The following is a 20218-nucleotide window of genomic DNA, read 5'->3' on the forward strand; positions in this document are numbered from 1 at the left end:
GTGCTTTCCCTGTCCTGTCCGCGAGGCGCGGTGCGCGCGTGCGCCGGCGCCTTGCCTTGATGTCCGTTCTGGCCTGCGGGGCTAGCTCACCCCGGCCCCCTTATTCAACAAAAAACATTCACACCTGACTTTTTTATGATCGCGATCGAACGATCACGCGTCCTGCAATTCGCGGATCAGGTCGTCGCGCAGCTTGAACTTCTGGATCTTCGACGTGGACATCGGCCAGCTGTCGACGAAGCGGATGTGGCGCGGCACCTTGAAGCCCGCGATCTGCTCCTTGCAATGCGCGATCAGCTCCTGTTCGGTCGCGCTCGCGCCGTCGGCGAGTTCGACGAACGCGGCGGGCACCTCGACATAGCGATCGTCGGGCAGGCCCACGACTTGCGCCAGCTTCACCGCCGGATGCGTCTGCAGCATCGATTCGATCTCGGCCGCGGCGACGTTCTCGCCGCCGACCTTCAGCATGTCCTTCAGCCGCCCGTGGAACATGACGTCGCCGTTTTCGTCGATGGATCCGATGTCGCCGGTGTGGAACCAGCCGTCGCGGATCGCCTCGGCCGTTTTTTCCGGGTCGTTGTAGTAGCCTTGCAGCCGGTTCGGCCCGCCAAGCACGATCTCGCCGCGTTCGCCCGGCGCGCAGTCCTGGCCGGTCGCGGCATCGACGATGCGCACCTGCCATTCGTCGAGCGGGGTGCCGCAGCGACCCGTGCGCACTTCGTAACTGTCGGTCAGGCGGCTGGTCGAAACGGTGCCCGCGCCTTCGGTGAGGCCGTAGGTGCCGACCTGGATCGTGTGCGGCATGGCCTTGGCCACCGCCAGCTTGATCCATTCGGGCTGCACCGCGAAGTTTGAGTTCATCACTCTCAGCTTCGACAGGTCGGTGGCGGGAAAGTCCGGGTGGGTGATCAGGTCCTGCATGATCGTCACGAAGCTGGGATAGGCGATCGTGCCGCCTTCGCGGCCCAGCATGGCGAGGCCCACGCCCGCGTCGAAATGGGGGATGGTCATGTACGCGCCGCCGAGGTCGAGGATCATCGTCATCGGCAGGATGCCCGCGATGTGGAAGATCGGCAGCGGCGACCAGACCTTGTCCTGGCTGGTGCATTCGTAGCGCACGCCGAGATTGCGGCTGTTGGCGACCTGCGCCCGGTGCGCGATCATCGCGCCCTTGGGATGCGCGGTGGTGCCCGACGTGTAAAGGATCATCGCCGTGTCGTCCGGCCGGACCGCATCGATCCGCGCGTCGACGTCTGCGTCGCTCACCGCCGCGCCCGCCGCGATCGCCGCCTTCGCCGACAGCAGGTAGGGCGCGCAATCGTCGTCGAGGCAGACGATGCTGCGCAGGGCTGGCGCTTCCGCCAGTTTGAGCGCGCGCGGATCGGCCTGCTCCCGGATCGAGGGCAGGGCGGCAACGAGGCGTTCGCCGAAATCGAGGTTGTCCGCGACCTTGCCGGTGGTGATAACCGCGACGAGATCGGCATTCTCGGTCACGTAGCCCAGTTCGCTGGCGCGATAGCGGGCGTTGACCGGCACGGCGACCGCGCCTGCCATGGTGATGCCGTAGAAGGCGGTGATGAAATCGATGCAGGTGGGCAGCAGGATGCCGACATGCTCGCCCGGCTTGACGCCCATTGCGATCAGCGCCCTGGCCCAGTCGCGCGCGGCCCGGTTTAGCTCGTCGTAGGTCAGCCGGTCATCGGGAAAGATGATCGCGTCCGACGGCCCGTGCGCCGCCGCAGAGGCGCGAATCATCGCGCCCATGGTAAGAACCGGCGCCGACGGGTTGGCTGGCGTGGAATCGCCCAAGTCTTCTCTCCCACTCTTCTTGTGACGCGCGCGGACGATGCCGGCTTCGCGACTGGTGATGGATGGGGAGATTATCAGCGCCCGGGAAAAATACAATCATGCTTGACTGTTTTGTGCGTCGGTCGAGGCGTGGCTGCGACGGACCGCATCATCGCGTGACTTGCGTTTTGCGCAGGCTTGGTTTCTAGCTCCGCAGAGCAGCGCGTCGGACTGACGGACGGGGCGGCGCGAGCGACGACAGAGCAGACAAAGCAGTTATGACCAGCACCACGGCGCGCGCCCGAAACACGGATCGCAACGGCCCGGCCCGGTCGCCGGCGCGTGCGGCGTCGCGTGGCGGGGGCGGAACCATCCAGGCGGCCAAGGCGGCGCAGACCCGCAAGCGCCTGATCGACGCGACGGTGCGCTGTCTCGTCAAGTACGGCTATGCCAGGACGACCACGCCGCGCGTCGCGGCGGAGGCCGGCCTTTCGCGCGGCGCGATGATGCACCACTACGAAAACGGCCCCGCGCTCATCAAGGCGACGATCATCGAGCTGCACGACCGGCGCATCCGCGCGTTTCGCCGCGCCGCGGACAAACCCGAGCACGACGTGGTCAAGCTGGTCGAGACATACTGGGAACAGGTCCAGAAGCCCGCGTTCATCGCCTTCCACGAACTGGCCATCGCGGCGCGGACCGATCCCGGCCTTGCCGCTATCATGGACCCGCTTCAGGTCGAGTTCCGCGAACGATTCGACAACGAGGCGGAGACCCTGTTTCCCGAGTGGCGTGTGCTTCCGGCTGAGTTCAAGCTGGCGATGACACTGTCGCAGACGATCCTCGAGGGCATGGCGATCGGCATCCACACCGGCGCCATGACCGCCGAACAGGTGCCGCCGATGCTTCAGCACCTGGAGCGGCAGATCGAGCAGCTCTATCGCCCGTCCGAGACCTGATCCGGCCGCCAGCGCAATAAAACAATCTTGTTTGTCTTTTTGATCGCGCCGCGTTAGCGTGCCGGTCGGAGAAGGATGGAGCTGCACTGCGGCTTCGCGAAGCAGAGACCGGCAAGGAACCGCGCATTGAACGCCACCCCCAAGCATGAACCGAAGATATTCCGGCCCGAGGACGTCGATTACGAACGCCCGAAGCGCGGCCTCGACGAAGACGACCTGCGCGTCCAGACCACGATCTACCGCGGCGACATGCTGGCCGGAAAGACGCTGCTGGTCAGCGGCGGCGGCAGCGGCATGGGCAAGGCGACGGCGCTGCTCGCCGCCCGGCTCGGTGCGAACGTGGCGATCTGCGGGCGCGACGAGGCGAAGCTCGACACCACGGTCAGGCTGGTGAAGGAGGAAACCGGAAAGTCGGTCCTCGCGCTCGGCACCAACATCCGCGACGCCGAGGCGGTCGAGGCTACGATCAACCGTGTCAGCGACGAATTCGGCACGATCGACACCTTGGTCAACAATGCCGGCGGGCAGTTTCCGCAGGACGCCATCGACTTTTCCCGCAAGGGCTGGCTGGCGGTGATCGACACCAATCTCAACGGCACGTGGTGGATGATGCAGGAGGTGGCGAAGCGCTGGCGCGCCGACGGCAAGCCGGGCAACATCGTCAACATCGTTGCCAACGTCGAACGCGGCATGCCGCAGGCGGCGCACACCTGCGCGGCGCGGGCGGGCGTGATCTACCTCTCGAAGACCCTGGCGACCGAGTGGGCGCAGTGGAACATCCGCGTCAACTGCATCGGCCCCGGCGTTATCGAGACCGAGGGCTTCCGCATGTATCCCGAAGAGGCGCTGGCGCGCTTCCACAAGGCGAACCCGATGAAGCAGCGCGGCAACGCGTGGGACGTAGCCGAGATGATCGCCTATCTCGCCTCGCCGGCGGCGCGTTTCGTCAACGGCGACCTGATCATCCTCGACGGTGGCCAGGCACAATGGGGCGTGGTGTGGCCGGCGGGCATGCCGGATTATTTCAGCGAGGATGGGGCCGCCTGAGCCCTTCTCGCGTTACCGCATAACGACACTTCCAGGAGAGAGATATGGGCCGGGTTCAAGGCAAGGTTGCGCTCGTGACGGGCGGCGGTTCGGGGCTGGGCGCCGCAGATTGCGAGATCCTCGCGAAAGAGGGCGCAACCGTGGTGGTCACCGACGTGAAGCAGGAAACCGCGCAGGCGGTGGCCGACCGCATCGGCAACGGCGCGATCGGAATGGCGCTGGACGTGGCGGACGAACAGCAGTGGATCGCCGCGATCGACGCCATCCGCGAAAAGTTCGGCCGGCTCGACGTGCTGGTCAACAACGCCGGCGTGGTCCTGAACGCCGATGTCGAGGACACGACCCTCGAACAGTTCCGCTGGGTCAACTCGATCATGATCGACGGCGTCTTTCTGGGCATGAAATACGCGATTCCGCTGATGAACGAGAACGATGGCGGATCGATCATCAACATGAGCTCGACCGGCGCGTTGCTCGGCTATCCGATCTTCTTCGCCTATTCGGGGGCGAAGGGCGCGGTGCGCTCGATGACCAAGTCGGTCGCGGTGATGTGCCAGGAAAAGGGCTACAAGATCCGCTGCAATTCGGTGCACCCCGGATCGATCGAAACCCCGATGGTGCAGAAGGCGGAAGGCCGCCCGGACCAGCCCAGGGACATCCCCGACGGCGTCCTGCCGCCCGGCACGCCCGGCGCGCCCAAGGACGTTGGCAACCTCGTCCTGTTCCTTGCCAGCGACGAATCGCGTTTCATCAACGGGGCGGAACTGGTGATCGACAACGCCATCACCATCCGGCCATTCTGACTTCGCGAGAGGAGGCAGGTATGCAGCCCAGCCGCTTCGAGATCGCCATCCCGCAAGAGCGGCTGGCAGACCTGAAGGAGCGGCTGGCGCGGACCCGCCTGCCGCATGACTATGCCAACGATGACTGGTCGTACGGCACGCCGGTCAGCATCATGGCGCCGCTGATCGAGCAGTGGCGCGACAGTTACGACTGGCGCGAGCACGAAGCGGCGATGAACGCTTTCGAGCATTGGCGCGTCGAGATCGAAGGACTGCCGGTCCACTACATGCGGGTGCCGGGGAAGGGGCCAAAGCCAGCGCCGCTGATCCTGTCGCATGGTTGGCCGTGGACCTTCTGGGACATGCACCGGGTCGTCGGCCCGCTCGCCGATCCGGCGGCGCACGGCGGCGATCCGGCGGATGCCTTCGACGTGATCGTCCCGTCGATGCCGGGTTTCGGATTCTCGACCCCGCTGGCCAGGACCGGCGTCAATTTCTGGACGACCGCCGACCTGTGGCACACCCTGATGCGCGACATCCTGGGCCACGACCGCTATTTCGCCGCGGGCGGCGACTGGGGATCGCTGACGACGGCGCAACTGGGCCACAAGTACGCCGACGCGGTCGATGCGATCCACCTCTCGACCCTCGCGCCGCTCTACCTCTTCGGTCACGAACGGCCGTGGGACGTCACCGGCGGCATGCTCGCCCCAAAGGAGCTGGAGGGGCAGGCGCGGGACGATTTCCTCGCGTGGCAACGGCGTATCGCATCACACGTCTGCGTCCAGGTGCTCGATCCGCAGACGCTGTCCTACGGGATGCACGATTCGCCCGCCGCGTTGCTCGCCTGGCTGGTCGAACGGCGCAAGAGCTGGGGCGATTGCCGCGACGGGCTGTTCGACGCGTTCGACCCCGACTTCCTGCTGACGACTGCCTCGATCTACTGGTTCACAGACAGCTTCGTCACTTCGGCCCGCTTCTATGCCGAAGCGGCGCGCCATCCGTGGCGGCCCTCGCATGACGGCACGCCGATCGTCCGGGTGCCGACCGGGGTCAGCCGCTTTCCGTTCGACGGAACGGCGGGTCTCGGCAGCGGTCTGGACGGCGATTTCAACATGACTTTCGATGTGACGCATGCACGCGGCGGACACTTCGCGCATGTCGAAAACCCGGACGCGATCGCCGCCGACATTCGCGCCACCATGCGACCCTATCGCTGATAAAAAAGGGGCGGGGCTGCACGCAGCGGCCCCGCCCTTGGCAGTCGGCTCCCGCACGAAGGGCGCGGAAACCCAGGGAAGATCATTTCGCCAGCCAGCGATCCAGTTCGACGTGGAAATGGCGCAGGCGGGCTTCCTGTTCGCACCACAGCGGCCCGCGAAAGCCGCGTGACCGGGCGCCGGCCTGGACGAAGGGCAGCAGGTCCGAATCCTGATCAAGCACCTCGCCCATCCCCGGCGGTTCGCCGAGCCCGGTGTGCACCACCTCCGGCCGCGTCGCGCCGGTCACATCGACTTCGGGGCCAAGGCCCATCCACCCGGGCGCGCCGTAGCCCGGTGCATCGACGTGGCGATACATGATCGTCGTTTCGTAAGTGAACTTCTCCGGATCGCTGGCATGCGGATTGAAACGGTGCAGGAACACGGCTTCGGGGTGACAGCCGATCTGGATGTTGGGAAATATCCCGAAGATCGTGGCGTCGGTCAGCTGCGCGTCGGAAAAGTGGGTGTAGTCGAGCCCGATCGCCGCCGCCCGGTCCCGCTTTGCCTGAGCGACCGCGGCGCGGCTTTCCATCGCGGTGCCGGTGAAGCTGGCGGGATCGACGCCCGCGTCGGCGAGCAGCATGGCGATGCCGGGGTTGATGCCTTCCTGGTCGGGGAAGTGCGAATTGGGCTGCGCCATCGGCACGAACTGGCGCGACAGTCCGCCGGGGTAGAGATCGATATGGGTGCGGTCGTCGATCACGCCCATTGTCTGCGGGTGGATGGCGTGGAGGTGATAGCTTTCATAGAAAGCGTCGATGCCGCCCTTCCAGTTGGCCGCCCAGTCCGAACGGCGATGCTGCACCACGTGCATCAGGTCGATGCGGTAGGTTTCCAGCATCGGCAGGATCGGGCCGAGGAATTCGGCCAGCGGCGGCACATCGTCGCTCATCGAAATGAAGACGAGGCCCGCGGCCTCTTCGGCGCGGACCGAGGTGAGATCGGTGCCGTGACACAGCACTTCGGGGCGGAAGGTCTCCCGGTCGGTCACCGCGACGTTGTGACCCTCGAGATCGAACTTCCACGAGTGGAACGGGCAGGTGAAGCTGTCCTGGCTGCCCATCTCGGTCGTGACCAGCCGCGAACCGCGGTGCGGGCAGACGTTGTAGTGGGCGCGGACCTTGCCGTCCTTGCCTCGAACAACAATGAAGCTCTCCCGGCCGATGTCGTGCTTTACCCAGTCGCCCGCCTCCTGCAGGTCGCTCGACGGGCAGGCGAGAAGCCAGGTTTTCGTGAAGACCTTCTCCCACTCGTCCTCGAAGAACGCCTTGCTGGTGTAGCGGCGCGGATCGGGCCGTTCGGCACCGTTGTCGATGGCGGGGGCGGGCTGGTCGAACGGGTGGTCCGAACCCTTGTGCACCGCCCAGCTGCGGGGATCGTACCCCATCAGCCTTCGGCCATCCGGCGATCGAGTTCGGCGTGGAAATGGCGCAGGCGGCCTTCCTGCTCGCACCACAGCGGTCCCTTGAAGCCGCGCGACTTGGCGCCCGCCTGCACGATCGGCAGCAGGTCCGAATCCTGGTCGAGCACTTCGCCAAGGCCCGGCGGTTCGCCAAGGCCGGTGTGCACGATCTCGGGGCGCGTCCGGCCCGACAGGTCGACTTCCGGCCCCATCCCCATCCACGCCGGCGCCGAGTAGCCCGGCGCGTCGACATGGCGGTAGAGGATGCACGTGTCGTAGGTGAACTGGTCGGGATCGGTCGGGTGCGGGATGAAGCGATGGAGGAAGACCGCTTCCGGGTGGCAGCCCAGCTGCGCGTTGGGGAACAGCGAATAGACGACCGAATCCGAAAGCTGGCTGTCGCTGAACCGCTCGTAGCGAAGGCCCAGTTCGTCGGACCGCTTGCGCTTGGCCTGCTGCACGGCGGCGCGGGTTTCGGCGGCGGTGCCGTCAAAGGTATCGGGATCGATCCCGGCATCGCGCAGCATCAGCTGGATGCCCGGGTTCACCGTTTCCTGATCGGGATAGCGTTCGGCGGGCTTTGCAAAGGGTACGAACTGGCGCGACAGGCCGCCCGGCCAGAGGTCGATCTGGGTCCGGTCGTCCATCAGGCACTGGGTTTGAGGGTGCACGGCGTGGAGATGGTAGATCTCGGCAAAGGCGTCGACACCGCCCTTCCAGTTCGAACCCCAGTCCGACCGGCGGTGCTGGACGACGTACATCTTGTCGATCTCGTAGAGCTCGAGATGCGCGAGGATCGGCGCCAGCCATTCCTTCACCGGCTCGATATCCGGGTCCATCGACACGAAGACGAGGCCTGCGGCGACTTCGCAGCGCACCGAGGTGAGGTCGTGGCCGTGGCACAGGACTTCGGGGCGGAACGTCTCCCTGTCGGTGACTGCGACGTTGTGGCCTTCCAGGTCGAATTTCCACGAATGGAACGGGCACGTGAACTGCGCCAGGGAGCCGAAATCGGTGGTGACCAGCCGGCTGCCGCGGTGGGGGCAGGCGTTGTAGTGGGCGTGCACCTCGCCATCGTCGCCGCGCACGACGATGATCGATTCGGGGCCGATGTCGAACTTGTAGAAGTCGCCCGGTTCCGCCACGTCGGAGACCGAACACGCGATCAGCCACGACTTGCAGAAGACCTTCTCCCACTCCTCCCGCATGAACTCGCGGTCGTAATAGCGGCGCGGATCGGGGCGGTCGGTGCCGTTGTCGATCCGGGGCGCGCGCTCGTTGAACGCGTGCGGCGTGCCGACGTGAATGTTCCAGTCTTCGAAATCGAGTTTCATGATGCAGGCATCCCTCTCCACCGGGATTGGACCCGGTCGTTTTACCGGGATCTTCGGGCGGGTTGACGGATTATCGACTCACGCCCCTTGGTTGCCAATTAAAAACATGCATGATTGTTTTGCAAGCGATAGCTCCGCCAATTCCGGCAGGCAGCACCTTGGGAGAGACCGGATGAGTTCGTTGTATGGCAAGATCTTCCAGATGGCCTACGTCGTGCCCGACGCGATGGCGGCGGTGGACCTGTGGACCAGCAAGATGGGTGTGGGGCCGTTCTTCACATTTCCCCTGCCGTTGCAGTTCGAGGGGCTGAAGGTGCGGGGCGAACCGATCCCCGGCGACGCCGACATCTTCGGCGCGGTCGCGGTCGGCTATTCGGGCGACATGATGATCGAGTTCATCCAGCCGGGCAGCGTCCGCACGACCTACACCGAGTTCCTGGAATCCGGACAGAAAGGGCTGCACCACATCGGCACTTTCGTCGACGACTATGACGCGGTCATGGCCGATGCGGAGCGGCGCGGGGTCGATGTGCTGCTTCAGGGCGAATTGCCGATGTCGAAGTTCGCTTATCTCGACACCGCGAGCGAGAACGCGCTGACCCCGATCGTCGAGATCGTGCAGCCGTTCCAGCCGATGCTCGACACCTTCGCGATGATCAAGCAGGCCGCCGCCGACTGGGACGGGGTGACAAAGACCATCTCGCTCTGAGAGGGGGAGGGGCGCGGCGATCCGCGCCCCTTCTAATTCGCGGGCAAGGCAAAGGCGACGACATGGTCGCCCTTGGTCGTGCCCATGTACATGTGGCCGCCCGCCGCGATCACCACGTACTGCCGCCCGGTCTTGCGCGAAGTGTAGGTCATCGGCGTCGCCTGCGGCCCGGCGGGCAGGCGGCCCTGCCACAGGAGGCGGCCCGTCGCGGTGTCGAACGCGCGCAGGTGATGGTCCATTGCCGCGCCGATGAAGGTGAGGCCGGTCGCCGTCGTCACCGACCCGCCCAGGTTGAACACGCCGGGAATGGCGATGCCGAGCGGAGCGGTATCCTCGGTCGTGCCCAGGGTCCGCTGCCAGACCTTCTTGCCGGTATCGAGGCTGACCGCCGCGATGTGACCCCAGGGCGGCGCGATGCAGGGCAGGCCCAGCGGCGACAGCATCGGGTTGAGGCTGACGCCGTAGTTGGTGCCCTCCTGCGGCAAGTAGCCGGGGGCGTGCGAATCCTTGGCCAGCGCGGGCGTGTCGGCATTGGCGCCGTGCTTGAACAGGATCGCCTCCTGCGGAATGGCAGAGGCATTCACGATCATCAGCCGTCGCGCCTGATCGACGCTGACGCTGCCCCAGTTGAGCATGCCGAAGGTGCCCGGATACTGCAGCGTGCCGCGCACCGAGGGCGGGGTGTAGACCCCCTTGTAGTCGAGCGAGCGGAAGCGGATGCGGCACCACAACTGGTCCAGCGGGGTCGCGCCCCACATTCCCGCCTCGGTCAGGTCGTCCGGCGCGAACGAGGCGAACCCGGTCGAGCGCGGCTGCGTCGGCGAATAGCGTTCGCCCGGCAGGTTGCCCGCCGGGACCGCCATCTCGGTAACCTGCGTCAGCGGCTTGCCGGTGCGGCGATCGAGGATGAAGATGTCGCCCAGCTTGGTCGGCGCGGCGAGCGCGGGCACCTTGCCCTGCCAGTCGAACAGCACCGGCTGAGCCGGCACGTCGTAGTCCCAGATGTCGTGATGCACGACCTGGTACGACCAGCGCACCTTGCCGGTCGCGGCGTCGAGCGCGACGATCGAGCTGGCGTAGCGTTCCATGTCCGGGGTGCGGTGCGTGCCGACATGGTCGGGCGTGGCGTTGCCGGTCGGCAGGTAGACGAGGCCGAGCGCGGGATCGGCGCTGAACACGCTCCACGCATTGGCCGATCCCGGTGTCCAGGTCCCGTCGGGACCGGGATCGGGTGCCTCGGGCGGACGGGCCGAATCCCATCCCCACAGCAGCTTGCCGGTCGTCACGTCGTATCCGCGCACCACGCCCGACGGATCGAACGCGCTGAAGTTGTCGCGGATGTAGGAGCCGACCACCGCGACGTTGCCGACGATGGTCGGGGGCGAGGTGGTGTAGCTGCGCAACTGGTCGACCTTGCCCATCTCGGCGCGAAGGTCGATCGCGCCGTCGGTGCCGAAACCGGGGCAGGGCTGGCCGGTCGCGGCATCGCTGGCGAGCAGCCGGCCGTCGACCGTCATCGAGATGATGCGTTTGGCGCACAGGCCGGTGGCCGCAGAGTCGGCATGATAGGAAACCCCCCGGCAGTTCAGCATCTGCGCATTGCCGAGATCGGCCTTGGGATCGCGCAGCCAGACCTGCCTGCCGCTGTCGGCATCGAGCGCGAAGACCTTGCCGGTTGGCGAACAGAGATAGACGAGATCGTCGACCATCAGCGGCGTTGCCATGAACGAGATCGACGTGATCTCGGGCCGCTTCTCCATCGTGTCGCCGGTCTCGAAGTGCCAGGCTTGCTCCAGCTTTGTCACGTTGGCGGCGGTAATCTGGTTAGACGCCGAATGGCGCGTGCCGGCAAGACTGCCGCCATAGGCAGTCCAGTCGGTCTGCCCGCCGGATGCCGCCGCGACTGCGACCGGCGCGCCGGTGGGCGCGACGTCGAACGGGCGGACCTGGAAGAAGGCGACGGCAAGCGCCGCGATGCACAGGATCGTCGCCACCGGCGCGGCCATGATCGTCCCGGTGTCGCGGGCACGGCTGACGCTGCGCCGCATGGCCGGGATGCACAGGATGGCGCCGAGCACGGTCGGCCCGGCCAGACGGGGCAGGAGCTGCCAGAAATCGAGCCCCACTTCCCACAGCGCCCAGCCCAGCGTTCCCGCCAGCATTGCGGCATAGAGCCACAGGCCCCGCCGGTTGCGCCTGAGGATGAACCAGCCCGAGCCGAGGCAGGCAAGGCCGGTCAGGAGGTAGTAGGGTGAGCCGCCGAGCGACAGGAGCCAGCCGCCGCCTGCGGCCAGCACCCCGCCGATGACGATGAGCAGGATGCCGAAGATCCATCGCATCCACGCGCCGCCATGGCCCCTGTCATCCTCGCGCACAGCCCGGCGCGCCAACTTGCCCCCGGACATGGATCAGGCGGTTTCCAGGATCGCGATCGGCGCGCGGACGTCGATGGTCTCTCCCGGTTCCGCGACGATCCGCACTAGTGTGCCCGCGACCGGAGAGGGGACCTCCACGGTGGTCTTGGCGGCTTCCACCTCGACGAGGGTTTCGCCCTCGGCCACGGTGTCGCCGGGCTGTTTAAGCCAGCGCACGATCTCGCCGTCCTGCATCCCCATTCCGTATTGTGGCAGGACCACGGTAAATTCAGCCATTTGCAATTTCTCCTGTAGGCCTGATCAGGCCATTGCCGCGCGCTTCGCGCCCATCACCTTGCGCGCCGCATCGACGATCCGCTCCGCCGAGGGGTAGAGCGGTTTTTCCATGTGCGGGCTGAAGGGCAGGTGGGTGTCGGGCGTGGTGACGCGCACGACCGGGCCCTTCAGCGCGTCGAAGGCATGTTCCACGATGGTCGCGGCGATCTCGCTCGCCGCGCTGCAGGTCAGGTGCGCGGGATCGACGCAGATCGCGCGTCCGGTCTTGCGGACCGAGGCGAGGATCAGCTCGCGGTCGAGCGGCACGAGCGTGCGCGGATCGATCACTTCGGCCGAAATTCCTTCGCCTTCCAGCAACTTGGCCGCCTTCAGCGCGACGTTGACGCCGCCGGCAATGCCGATGATGGTCACGTCGCTGCCTTCGCGCTTCACGTCGCCCTTGCCGAGCGGGACGACGTGGTCGATGTCGTCGGGCACTTCGCCCTTGGCCATCCAGCAGGTCGAATCCTCGAAGCTCAACACCGGGTCGTTGCTGCGGATCGCGGCCTTCAGCAGGCCCTTCATGTCCGCCGCGTTCGACGGGGCGATGATCTTCAGGCCCGGCATGTTCATGAACATCGAATAGGGCCGGTCGGAGTGCTGCGCCGCGTTGGAATTGCCGTAGAAAAGGCACGAGCGGATGACGAGCGGCAGTGTTGCCTGCCCGCCATAGATGTAGCGCGACTTCGCGATGATGGAGCAGATCTGGTCCATCGCCGGAAACAGGAACGACGAGATCGTGGTATCGACGATCGGGCGCATGCCGACCATCGCCGCGCCGCCCGCCGCCCCGATGAAGCCGTTTTCCGAGATCGGCGTGTCGCGCACCCGTTCCTCGCCGAACAGGTCGACGAACCCGGTGGTGGTGCCGAAGACGTTGCAGCGCACGTCCTCGCCCATCAGGAACACGGATTGATCGCGTTCCATTTCTTCCTTCTGTGCCTGGTAGATGGCTTCGAGGTAGGTGATCCTGGCCATGTTCGCGTCCCTCCTCAGGCGTACTTGCCGACGTCTTCGGGGATCGGCAGGCGATCGACGAAGACATGGTCGAAGGCCTCTTCGAAGGCCGGGTATGCGCTGTCGCGCGCGAATTGCAGCGCATCGGTCACTTCGTCGCTGACGGCGGCGTCGATGGCGTCGAGCACGTCGGCGCCCACGCGGCTGTCGATCAGGCGCGCGCGGTAAAGCATGATCGGATCGCGCGCGACCCAGTCCTCGTGCTCCGGCCCGCGCGGGGTGAGTTCGCGGCCCATGTTCACCGCGTGGTCGCCGTAGCGATAGGTCTTGGTCTCGATCAGGGTCGGCCCCTTGCCGGCCCGCGCGCGGTCCACCGCTTCACGCACCGCGTCCTCCACCGCGTCGACGTCCTGTCCGTCGACGATGACGCCGGGGATGCCATAGCCGTGCGCGCGGTCGGCGACATTCTTGCCGGCCACGGCCTTGTCGGTCGGGGTCGACATGCCGAACCGGTTGTTTTCGCACACGAAGATCGCGGGCAGGGACCAGACCGCGGCCAGATTCATGCCTTCGTGGATCGCGCCCTCGCTGCTGGCCCCGTCGCCGAAGAAGCACAGCGCCACCCGGTCCAGCCCTTGCAGCTTCGCGCCCAGCGCCGCCCCGGCGGCGACCGGGCCGCCCGAACCGACGATGCTGGTTTCGCCCAGCGACCCGACCGAGAAGTCGGACAGGTGCATGGACCCGCCCTTGCCCTGGCAGATGCCGGTCTTCTTGCCGAGCAGTTCGGCCATCAGCGGGCGCAGCGCCGCGCCCTTGGCAATGGGGTGGCCGTGGCTGCGGTGGGTGCCGACCATGTAATCGTCGTCGCGCAGCGCCATGCAGCAGCCGACTCCCGACGCCTCCATGCCCGCGTAAGTGTGCAGCGCGCCCGGAATCTCGCCCTGCGCGTGGATGGCCTCGGCCTTGGCCTCGAACTGGCGGATGCGCTGCATCCGGCGGTATTTCTCGAGGCGGGGATCGTTTTCGCCCGTGGGCATATCGCGGGTTTCCTTATTCGGCAGGTTCGGTTTCAGCGGCAAGCGGCGCGACGATGAGTTCGAGCGGGGTGTGGTACATCGGTTCGGGCGCGCCGCTGGTGATCGCGTAGACGTTCTCCATGTGGCACGGCCCGATCCTGGCGCCGAAGTAGAGGCTGTCGAGCGAGAGCAGCATGCCCTCTTCGAGCACGAAGCCCTGCTTCACCCCGGCAAGACCCGCGGAAGGATAGGCGCGCGGGATCTCGAGCGGCATCAGGCCGATGCCGTGCGCCACGACGAGCAGCTTTTCCGGCGTCGCGACGCCGGCGGCCTTCACGTGTTCGTAAGCGATGGCGGGCAGGTCGGCGGTCGACATCCCGGGGCGCAGCGTCTCGACCATTTTCAGGAAGGCATCGCGCAGGATGTCGTGCTGGCGCTGGTAGGCCTCGCTCGGCGGGCCGATGTGGGCGGTGCGGTTGATGTCGACCCAGAAGCCGTCGTGCACGCCTTGCGTTTCGAGGATCACGATGTCGTTCCGGCGCAGCGCGCGGTTGCCGCTGGTCCGGAACAGGTCGGGGATGAACTCGTCCGCCTCGTACGAACCGCCGAACAGCATGCCGCCGTCGTCGACGGGGATCGTGTCGTTCCTCACCATGAAGTCGCAGATGCGCGCCTGAACGTCGTTCCAGTCCGCCCCTTCGTGCAGCAGGCTGCCGGCGTGCTGGACGATGCGATCGGCCAGCTTGCCGACCTTGCGGTAACGGTCCAGCTCCTCCGCCGTCTTGACGACGCGAACGCGCATCATGAAATCGAGCACGTCGACGAAATCGTGCGGCACGCTTTCGGCAACGCGGGCCGACATGCGGTGTTCGTCGAAGCCGATGCGCTTGCCCGCCATGCCGTGATCGGCCAGCGCCGAGGTGACGGCGGCGCAGACGTCGGCCTGGCATTCGCCGGCGATGCGCCCGGCCAGCGCCATCGCGTCCTCGCCCAGCTGGCCGGTCTTGCGGTCGGGGTCGATGAAGCGGCTGACCTCGCAGAAGTTCAGCATCTCGAAGGTGCGGATCTCGCCGAAAGTGCAGGCGTCGCCGTCCTTGTTGAGCACCGCGACGAGGCCGAGGTTCGCTTCCGGGATGACAAGCGTGAGGGGCCGGGCCGGATCGGCATAGACGATCGCCGCGGCCATCGCCTCCATCTGGCCCCAGCGTTCGAGGATGGAATGGTAGCCGACCGCGTAGCGCACGTCATGCGGGTGGGACAGGACGACCGCGTCGAGCCCCTCTGCGCCCATCATCGCGCGCAGGCGCTCGGCGCGCGGGTTGGAGGCTGCGGTCACGCCGCTTCCTCCAGCCCTTCGTTGGCGACGTTGGAGACGACGGTGCCGCGCGCCACGTCGCGGAGGAACTCATGGTTGAGGATGAAGCGGATCTCGCCGTCCTCGCCAGTGAAGGCGACCGCGCCGTGGCCCATGAACAGGTATTCCGTCACCTCGTCGCAGCGCGCCTCGCTGTGCCGCGAACCGATCGGTTCGTAACCGTAGGTTCCCACAGGGGCCGAGCCGACGTCGTAGATGAGCTCGCCCTTGGTGACGAAATACTGGCCGTGGCCGAGGTGCCAGTGCGGCGCAAAGGTCGCGCCCGGTTCCATGTGCACCCACAGCACCCAGTCGCCGGTCTCCTCGCTGTAGCGCAGCAGGCGGATGGTCGTGCCGGTGCCCAGTTCGACTTCGTGGCAGTCGTCGACATTGACGATGAGATCGCCCAGTTTGCCGGGATCGTGTGCCATGGTCTCTCTCCTCTCGTGTTCGGTTTCGTTCGATGTTACGCGGTGCGCGTGGTCTTGCACCCTATGGCAAAGGCTGGTTCCCGCGGCTCATGTGTCCAGGCAGTCGAGAACGCGGATGTCGGGCTCGCCGTCGAGACAGGCCCAGCCTTCTTCCGACATCGCGACGTGATAGGGCTGCAGCGCGTGGGCTTCCTTGGCGGCCATGTCGCGGAACACCTCGCTGAAGGTAAAGGCGTGCGCGTCCTGCGGATCGCGCATGATCTGGAAATGCAGGGTGTCCGGTTCGTTGGCGCGGACGTCCTTCTGCAATTGCGTGACCAGTTCCACGAAGCGGGCGGTCTTGTCCGGCCTGGTGCGGAGATGCATGATGACGCCAATCACGGGAGGGGCCTTTAAGAATGAGAGATGATCTGCTGGTCGAGGCGGCGCGCCTTGCCCAAGGGCCGAGCCCCGAGACGGCGGCGCCGCTGGTCGACCGGTTGCTGCGCGAGACGCCCGGCGATGCCGACGCGCTGACGCTGGCGGGGCTGGTGGCGCAGCGCACCGGGCGGGGCGACGAAGCGATCGTGCGTTTCACGGCAGCGCGCGATGCCGAACCCGGCCATCCCGCGCGCCACCAGAATCTCGCCGTCGCGCTGAAGGGCGCCGGGCGTTTCGACGACGCGCTGGCCGCGTTCGAGGAGGCGCTGCGGCTGCGGCCCGGCCACGCGGCGACGCTGGCCAACATGGCGTCGTGCCTGCTCGCCGCCGACCGCCCGGCCGAGGCGCTGGCCCTGATCGAGGGCGCGGCCGACCATCCCGACCTGTGCAACAATCGCGGCGTGGCGCTGGCGCGCCTGGGCCGCCGGGACGAAGCGGCGCAGGCCTATGCCCGCGCGCTGGCGCTGCGCCCCGGTCATGTTGAGACGCGGCTCAACCTCGCCGATGTCGCGGGCGAGGCGGAGGCCGAACGGCTGGCGGCCGCCGTTCTTGCCGAAATTCCCGGCCATCCGCGCGCGGCGAACCAGCTTGGCCTGCTGCGCGAAAGGGCCGGCGACCATGCCGGCGCCGCCCGCGCGCTGGCGCAGGGGTTCGACGCTGCGCGCCCCCATCATGCGCTCGGCATCAACCTGGCGCGCAACCTGATCCGTGCGGGCGAGGCGGAACGGGCCTTGCGCGTCTGCGAGCAGATGCTCGCGGTCTCGCCGTCGGTCACCACGCCTCTCGCGCTGGCGAGCGTGGCTCTCGACCGGATGGGCCAGGGCGCGGCCCGCGACACGCTGATGGGCATCGACCGCTTCGTCACCGTCCACGACATCGAGGCGGTGGAGGGCTTTACCGACCTCGCGACCTTCAACGCTGCGCTGGTCGGCGAACTCGCCGCACACCCCTCGCTGGTCGAGGAGCCGGAAGGGCTGGTCACCCGGCAGGGTCGCCAGAGCGACGAACTGGCCGATGACAGAACGCCCGCCATTGCCGCCCTTGGCGATCTTGCCCGCACGAAGGTGGCGCGCGAACAGGCGCGGCTGGCGGCCATGGACAGGAACCATCCCTTCCTGCGCGCCATGCCCGGGGACTGGAGCCTTACCCTGTGGGGCACGATCCTGCGCGCCGGAGGCGAAGTCGGGGCCCACATCCATGCGCCGAACTGGTTGTCGGGCGTCTACTACCCCGATTTCGCCGATGGCGAGGATGGCGCGTTCGCCATCGGCGTGCTGCCGGACGAACTGGGCGGGCTTGACCTGCCGCACCGGGTGTTTCGCCCGAAGACGGGGCGGATGATCCTGTTCCCGTCGTACCTGTGGCACGGCACTCTGCCCTTCGGCGGAAAAGACCGGGTCAGCTTCGCGTTCGACCTCGTGCCCGCAGGCATCGGCAATCCGCATCGGCTGGCCAGACGAGGATGAGTGTGATGCGGTCGCCTGCCGGCTGGACAGGCGACCGCATCGGACGCGGACCCGGGAGGAGGGACCGGGGCCGCCGGCGACGCGGGGAATGCGCGTCGCCATCAGGTCAGTACCGCGCCGAGACTTCGACACCGATCGAGCGCGGCGGGGCGTAGTTGGTGAAATTGAAAAGACCCGCCACCGAGTTCGCACTGACGCGGTAGACCTTGTCGAGCAGGTTGCGGCCGTAGACCGTGACGCGGTAGGTTTCCGTCGGATCGTTCCAGGAGAGGCTGGCGCCGACCAGCGTGCGCGCCTCGCCTTGCGAGAACGGGGCGTTCAGCGTGCCCGACTCGTACTCCGACTGGTAGTTCACGTCGGTCTGGACGGCGAACTGGCCGATATCTGTCGGCTCGAATTCATAACGGATATTGCCGTTGAGCGTCCATTCGGGCGTGTTGCGCAGCTTCAGGAACGAGGCGTCGTCGTTGACGCCGTCGCCGTTCACGTCGGTGATGAACTCGTCGTACTTCGCCTTCTGCCAGCCGAGGCCGGCGCCGATCGTCAGCCCCGCCGTGGGCGCGGCCGAGAGTTCGACCTCGAGACCGTAGACGTGCGCCTTGCCGGCGTTGGTGGTTTTCGTTTCCTGACCCGGCAGGCCGGTGTTGGGGTCGATGAACGGCACCACCGCGTCACGCTGCAGGTCGTTGTATTTGACGTAGAAGCCCGCGACGTTGACGCGCAGGCGCCTGTCGTCGGTCTCGGTCTTCAGGCCCAGTTCGAAGCTGTCGGCGGTTTCTTCATCGAAGGGCAGGGCCGAAGTGGCCGACATGGCCTGTTCGTTGTAGCCGCCCGACTTGTAGCCCTGGCTGTAGGTGAAGTAGTTGTTGATGCCTGGCGCGACGTCCCAGCGATAGCCGGCCCGGATCGTGGGGCGGCTGAACTTCTTGCTGTCGCTGTATTCGGGCCAGTTGCCCGCCTCCACCAGCGAACGCGGCACCTGCGGACGGACCGCGAAGTCCTTTTTCTCGGCGGTGTAGCGTGCCCCGAAGAAGACCGCGAACGGATCGGCGACCTGGTATTCCGCTTCACCGAAGGCTGCGTAGGAATCGACCTTGTAAAAGGCGGTCGACAGGTTCGGATCGGTCAACGAGCCCGGGCTGCCGAGGAAGCGCAGGAAGCCGAGGAAGCTGGTCGCGTTCGCGTCCATCTTCTGGCCCCAGTACATCGCGCCGGCGGTAAACTTGAACACGTCGGAGAAGTCCGAGGAGAAGCGCGCCTCGAGGCTGTACTGCTTGCGCACGTCGTCACGCGTGGAAACGAACAGGTAGGCATTCTCGCCGGTGTAGTCCGAAGGAAGCTGCGACTCCACCCGGCGATAGCCACCGACAAGCGTGACCGTGCCGGTCCCGTCCATCGTATGTTCGCCGCGCGCGTAGAAACCGTCGACGTCGATGCGGTGGCCGCTGAGCGTGCCGGGGCAGGTGCCCGATGTCGCCGAACCCTCGCACAGCGTGGTACCGGTTTCCAGCGGATCGCCGCCGGTCACCTGGATGCCGGGGAAACCGATGACCGAGAACAGGAAATCGGCCGGGGATTCGTTCGTCGATGCCGGGGAATCGCCGCGATCGCGCAGCAGTTCGTAGGTCAGCATCAGGTTGGTGTCGGCGCTCGGTTCGAACAGCAGCTTGCTGCGCGCGCTGATGTAGTGGGTGCCGTTCCAGCGCTGGCCGCTTCCGGGCACACCCTGGATGCCGTCGACGTCGTTGTTCTTGGTCAGGCGGATGTAGCCGTCGCTGTCTTGGAACGATGCGGCGGTGCGGAAGAAGATCTTGTCGGACAGCGGGATGTTGATCGCCGCCTTCACGTCCTTGGTGTTGAAGCTGGAATAGCCGAGGCGGATTTCTCCGCCGAAGTCGGCGGTCGGACGCTTGGTGATCACGTTGACCACGCCGCCGACGGTGTTCTTGCCGAACAGCGTGCCCTGCGGCCCGCGCAGAACCTCAAGCCGATCGATGTCGAAGAGGTCGAACAGCTGGGTCTGCACGTGGGCCAGCACGAAGTCGTCGATGACGACGCCCACCGCCGGTTCGAACGTCAGGATGATGTCGCCGGTCGACTGGCCGCGAATGCCGATAGAGGCGGCGTTGAAGCCGGGCACGTTGGTGATGACGACGTTGGGCACGTCGCCGGCTAGGCCGCGGATGTCGGTGGCGAACTTGTTCTCGATGGCGGCGGAGGTGAAGGCGGTCACCGCGACCGGCGTATCCTGCAGCGATTCCGACACGCGGCGGGCGGTGACGACGATCTCTTCGAGACCGGCATTGCGGTCGGGCGTCGTCGCCTGCGTCGTGGCGGCATCGGTGTCGTCGGTGGCCGATTGGGCCAATGCATGCGAACTCGTCGTCGCCATGAGACCCGCGGCGAGGGTCTTCAGGGCGCAATTCAGCGTTTTCTTGCCGGTCATTTTTCCCACTCTCCCCATTCGTCCGCCCGTTCCATGCGAGGCGGTTCGAATCACTCGGCACAGCTGCCGACGCAGCAAATGAACGCATGTGCTCTTTTTTGTGAAGCGAAAAACACAATCATGTTTGTTTTTTTAGTTCGCGGTTGCGAAAGGGC

General features: G+C 66.4%; 17 protein-coding genes. 6 read left to right on the forward strand and 11 right to left on the reverse strand.

Annotation, left to right across the window (positions count from 1 at the left end; all coding sequences use genetic code 11):
* Positions 1-153: 153 nt before the first annotated feature.
* Positions 154-1809 carry an AMP-binding protein gene (locus J2X37_RS02245; RefSeq protein WP_310017255.1) on the reverse strand — a complete coding sequence of 552 codons (1656 nt, stop codon included), beginning with the start codon at positions 1807-1809 and terminating at the stop codon, positions 154-156.
* A 257-nt stretch (positions 1810-2066) separates the two neighbouring features.
* Here J2X37_RS02245 and J2X37_RS02250 point away from each other — a divergent pair, with 257 nt between their 5' ends.
* The 4 genes from J2X37_RS02250 (at position 2067) to J2X37_RS02265 (ending at position 5796) form a co-directional block, all read left to right on the forward strand.
* A complete protein-coding gene (locus tag J2X37_RS02250; protein ID WP_310017257.1) occupies positions 2067-2747 on the forward strand; it encodes a TetR/AcrR family transcriptional regulator in 681 nt (226 codons plus the stop codon).
* A 126-nt stretch (positions 2748-2873) separates the two neighbouring features.
* Entirely contained in the window at positions 2874-3794 is a 921-nt protein-coding gene (locus J2X37_RS02255) for an SDR family oxidoreductase (protein ID WP_310017260.1), read from the forward strand.
* 44 nt (positions 3795-3838) lie between these two features.
* A complete protein-coding gene (locus J2X37_RS02260; protein WP_310017262.1) occupies positions 3839-4597 on the forward strand; it encodes an SDR family oxidoreductase in 759 nt (252 codons plus the stop codon).
* 20 nt (positions 4598-4617) lie between these two features.
* Complete coding sequence (locus J2X37_RS02265) at positions 4618-5796, forward strand: epoxide hydrolase (RefSeq protein ID WP_310017265.1); 1179 nt, start codon at positions 4618-4620, stop codon at positions 5794-5796.
* An 82-nt stretch (positions 5797-5878) separates the two neighbouring features.
* Here the strand turns inward: J2X37_RS02265 and J2X37_RS02270 are convergent, their stop codons facing one another.
* Both J2X37_RS02270 and J2X37_RS02275 read right to left on the reverse strand, forming a co-directional pair.
* Positions 5879-7225: an aromatic ring-hydroxylating dioxygenase subunit alpha gene (locus tag J2X37_RS02270; protein ID WP_310017267.1), complete on the reverse strand. Its 1347-nt coding sequence runs from the start codon at positions 7223-7225 to the stop codon at positions 5879-5881.
* Positions 7225-8574 carry an aromatic ring-hydroxylating dioxygenase subunit alpha gene (locus J2X37_RS02275; protein WP_310017269.1) on the reverse strand — a complete coding sequence of 450 codons (1350 nt, stop codon included), beginning with the start codon at positions 8572-8574 and terminating at the stop codon, positions 7225-7227. The genes J2X37_RS02270 and J2X37_RS02275 overlap by 1 nt, the downstream gene beginning before the upstream one ends.
* Before the next feature lie 172 nt (positions 8575-8746).
* On the opposite strand from J2X37_RS02275, the gene J2X37_RS02280 reads away from it, so the two are divergent.
* Positions 8747-9283, forward strand: a complete 537-nt coding sequence (locus J2X37_RS02280) for a VOC family protein (RefSeq protein WP_310017272.1) — start codon at positions 8747-8749, stop codon at positions 9281-9283.
* Positions 9284-9315: 32 nt separating this feature from the next.
* Here the strand turns inward: J2X37_RS02280 and J2X37_RS02285 are convergent, their stop codons facing one another.
* The 7 genes from J2X37_RS02285 to J2X37_RS02315 all read right to left on the reverse strand — a co-directional run bounded on the left by J2X37_RS02285 (position 9316) and on the right by J2X37_RS02315 (position 16097).
* Positions 9316-11688 carry a membrane-bound PQQ-dependent dehydrogenase, glucose/quinate/shikimate family gene (locus J2X37_RS02285; RefSeq protein WP_310017274.1) on the reverse strand — a complete coding sequence of 791 codons (2373 nt, stop codon included), beginning with the start codon at positions 11686-11688 and terminating at the stop codon, positions 9316-9318.
* A 3-nt stretch (positions 11689-11691) separates the two neighbouring features.
* Positions 11692-11934: a biotin/lipoyl-containing protein gene (locus tag J2X37_RS02290; protein ID WP_310017275.1), complete on the reverse strand. Its 243-nt coding sequence runs from the start codon at positions 11932-11934 to the stop codon at positions 11692-11694.
* Positions 11935-11958: 24 nt separating this feature from the next.
* Positions 11959-12951 carry a transketolase C-terminal domain-containing protein gene (locus J2X37_RS02295; protein ID WP_310017276.1) on the reverse strand — a complete coding sequence of 331 codons (993 nt, stop codon included), beginning with the start codon at positions 12949-12951 and terminating at the stop codon, positions 11959-11961.
* A 14-nt stretch (positions 12952-12965) separates the two neighbouring features.
* Positions 12966-13967, reverse strand: a complete 1002-nt coding sequence (locus tag J2X37_RS02300) for a thiamine pyrophosphate-dependent dehydrogenase E1 component subunit alpha (RefSeq protein ID WP_310017277.1) — start codon at positions 13965-13967, stop codon at positions 12966-12968.
* Between the two features lie 13 nt (positions 13968-13980).
* Entirely contained in the window at positions 13981-15282 is a 1302-nt protein-coding gene (locus tag J2X37_RS02305) for a M24 family metallopeptidase (RefSeq protein WP_310017278.1), read from the reverse strand.
* Positions 15279-15731, reverse strand: coding sequence for a cupin domain-containing protein (locus tag J2X37_RS02310; RefSeq protein WP_310017279.1), 453 nt, complete (start codon positions 15729-15731; stop codon positions 15279-15281). Before J2X37_RS02310 ends, J2X37_RS02305 begins: the two co-directional genes overlap by 4 nt.
* An 87-nt stretch (positions 15732-15818) precedes the next feature.
* Positions 15819-16097, reverse strand: a complete 279-nt coding sequence (locus tag J2X37_RS02315; RefSeq protein WP_310017280.1) for an antibiotic biosynthesis monooxygenase — start codon at positions 16095-16097, stop codon at positions 15819-15821.
* A 32-nt stretch (positions 16098-16129) separates the two neighbouring features.
* On the opposite strand from J2X37_RS02315, the gene J2X37_RS02320 reads away from it, so the two are divergent.
* On the forward strand, positions 16130-17617 hold the full coding sequence (locus tag J2X37_RS02320) for a tetratricopeptide repeat protein (RefSeq protein WP_310017281.1): 1488 nt from the start codon (positions 16130-16132) through the stop codon (positions 17615-17617).
* Positions 17618-17723: 106 nt separating this feature from the next.
* On the opposite strand, the gene J2X37_RS02325 is transcribed toward J2X37_RS02320, so the two are convergent.
* Entirely contained in the window at positions 17724-20063 is a 2340-nt protein-coding gene (locus J2X37_RS02325; RefSeq protein ID WP_310017282.1) for a TonB-dependent receptor, read from the reverse strand.
* Positions 20064-20218: the final 155 nt, after the last annotated feature.

Source organism: Croceicoccus sp. BE223 (assembly GCF_031457155.1).
GTDB lineage: Bacteria > Pseudomonadota > Alphaproteobacteria > Sphingomonadales > Sphingomonadaceae > Croceicoccus.